A 3,243-nucleotide genomic window follows, 5' to 3' on the forward strand; every position below is an offset into this window, starting at 1 on the left:
CATCAACCTGATCGGGCTGATCCCGCTGCCGCCGAGCATGGCGGCTGCACGCATGAGCCTGCGCCCGACGCTTCACCTTGTGAGGCAGGAACTGAAGACCGCAGCCTCGAACCTCGGCGAGGCGATCGTCACGACGCTGGTGGGGCACCTGAACGCCACCATCATGGGCGAACTCGACAAGTTCATCGAGGGAGCCATTGCCAAGCTCGACGGCATCCTGAAGGACTGCGCAGATCTTGCCGACAAGATCATCGACAACCTGGTGGACATCCTGCAGCGGGTGCTGGGACAGAAGGACCTGTTCACGGTGGGCACGCCCGCGGCGGCGGAAACCAAGGTGCACGACCCCAAGACGCAAAGCACCTGGAACCGGATGTGGGGTGCGGCGGTGCGCTACTCGAAGCAATCGGCGAACTACGTGGCCAAGACGGCGGCGAGCCAGCTGCCAGATGGGGTCGCGGGCCGGGTCAACGGTGTGATCACGCAAATGCTGGACTTCAAGCGGCTGCTGAGGGGGCAGCTGTCGAGGCTGGCGGACAAGGAGGCGCAGGCCAGCATCATGTGGCTGTTGCACAAGCTGCGGGATGCGTTGCTGCACAAGAAGGGCAAGCGCGCGGCGATCGTGCCGCCGCAGGCGGGGGCCAAGGCGCAGAAAGAGAATCCCGGTACGCCGCTCGGGCACATCAACAAGCAGGCCGACGCCCAGGGGACCGGGGGCTGCAAGAACTGCCCCGCACCAGCACGCAAGGGCGCTTCCATCAGCCTCAGCACCGGCAATGAGAGCTTCACTCACACCGACTTCGTGCTTGCAGCCCCGCTGCCGATCGAATGGGCGCGCACCTACGCCAGCGACCTCGATGCCTTCGATCGGAGCAGCCTGGGCGCACGCTGGATCACTCCCTACAGCATGCGCGTGGACGTCACCACGCCGACGCGTGGCGCACGCCAGGGCCAGGCCAGTCTGGTGTACCACGCGGCCGATGGCCGCAGCCACGCCTATCCGGTCTTGGCCGTGGGCCAGATGTACTTCGACCCGATCGAGGAAGTCCGCGTCTCGCGCCTGAGCGAGAGCCTGCTGGCATTGGACTTCGGCAAACCCTTGCCCGAGGGCGAGCAGAGCGAGTGGCGCGAAATCTACGAGCACGTCGACAGCAAGCAGCCCCACTTCCGGCTCGTGGCGCAGCAGGCAAAAGACGGCATGTCCATCGGCCTGCGCTACGACCACGTCATTGCAGCGACGGGCGAGCGCGTGCTCAGCGACGTCATCAGCAAGCACGGCGAGGCCGTCATGGCGCATGTGGGCACGAAGCCTGATGCGCAGACCGGGCTCATCCAGTCGCTGTGGGAGCTCAAGGACGGCCAGGTCGTGCGCCAGTTGGCCGCCTACACCCACGATGGCGAGCGCGACCTCGTCGCCGCACAGGACGAAGACGGCGCCAGCTGGAGCTACACCTACAGCCACCATCTCGTGACCCGGTACACCGACCGCACCGGCCGGGGCATGAACCTGGAGTACGACGGCACGGGCCCCGACGCCAAGGCCGTGCGCGAGTGGTCCGACGACGGCAGCTTCGCGTTGAAGCTGGAGTGGGACAGGAACATCCGCCTGACCTACGTGACCGATGCCTTGGGCGGGGAGACCTGGCACTACTACGACATCCAGGGCTACACCTACCGCATCATCCATCCGGACGGGCTACAGGAGTGGTTCTTCCGCGATGACGCGAAGAACGTCACGCGGCACGTGCACACCGACGGCACGACCGACGACTACACCTACGACGAAGACGGCAACCTGCAGACGCACACGCGCGCGGATGGCAGCCGTGTGCACTACGAGTACGACAGGCTCAATCGACTCACGGGCATCCGCGATGCAGAAGGCGGCGTGTGGAAGCGAGACTACGACGCGCAAGGCCACCTCACGGAAGAGATCGACCCGCTGGGCCACAAGACCGAGTACGCCTACGACAAGGCCGGCAGGCCCGTGCGCATCACCGATGCCAAGGGCGGCGTCAAGGCGCTCGTCTACTCGCCATCGGGCCAGTTGCTGAGCTACACCGACTGTTCCGCCAAGACCAGCCGCTGGGAATACGACGAGCGCGGCCGCCTGGTCAAGGCCACCGATGCCGCGGGCAACGCCACCAGCTACAGCTATGCAGCCGGCCAGCTGGAAGAGATCGAACAGCCCGACAGGACGAGCGAACACTTCGAGCACGACGCCGAAGGCCGCCTGCTCGTGCACACCGATGCACTGGGGCGCGCCACGCGCTACAGCTACACGCGCGCCGGCCTGATCTCCGGCCGCACCGACGCCGCGGGCCGTTCGCTCAAGTACTACTGGGACCTGCTGGGTCGCCTGACCGAACTGCACAACGAGAACGGCAGCCGCTACGACTTCCGCTATGACCCTGTGGGCCGACTGCTGGAAGAAACCGGCTTCGACCGCAAGACCACGCAGTACGTCCACGAAGAGACCACGGGCGTGCTCGCCGAAGTGATCGAGGCGGGCCACCGCACCGAACTCGAATTCGATCCTCTCGGCCGCCTGAGCGAACGCCGCGCCGGCGGGCGGTCCGAACGCTTCGCCTACGACCGCAACGGCCGCCTGCTCGAGGCGACCAACAGCGATGCACGCCTGCAGTGGTTCTACGACCCTGCCGGCAACCTGACGCGCGAACATCACCACTACCTGAAGCGCAAGCGCACGGCAGTCTGGCAGCACCGCTACGACGAACTCAACCACCGCATCGCCACCGTGCGGCCCGACGGGCACGTCGCCCAGTGGCTGACCTATGGCTCAGGCCACGTGCACGGCCTGATGATCGACGGCCAGGACATCCTGGGCTTCGAGCGCGACGACCTGCACCGGGAGATTGCACGCGAGCAGGGCAACGGACTGAGCCAGCGGCAGAAGTACGACCCGGCGGGGCGGCTGCTCGAACAGCACATCTCCCGCACCAGGCCAGGCGCCATCGAATCGACCACCGGCATCCAGCGCCGCTATACCTACGACAAGGCTGGCCAGCTGGTGACCATCGGCGACAGCCGCCGAGGCAGCCTGAACTACCGCTACGACCCCGTGGGCCGCCTGCTCGAAGCCAACAGCCGCGTCGGGCGCGAGATCTTTGCATTCGACCCCGCAGGCAACATCGTCGATCCGCCCCCGGCCAACGAACCACTGAGGCACCCGGCCGGCAAGCTGCTGGACAACCTGCTGAAGAACTACGCCGGTACCAGCTA

General features: G+C 66.3%; 1 protein-coding gene. It reads left to right on the forward strand.

Going from position 1 to position 3,243, the window contains the following annotated elements:
* Positions 1–3,243 (forward strand): DUF6531 domain-containing protein (locus tag PMI12_RS25360; RefSeq protein WP_042674324.1); only part of this gene is annotated, 3,243 nt, incomplete at both ends.

Origin of the sequence: Variovorax sp. CF313, assembly GCF_000282635.1 — a bacterium.
Classification (GTDB): domain Bacteria; phylum Pseudomonadota; class Gammaproteobacteria; order Burkholderiales; family Burkholderiaceae_C; genus Variovorax.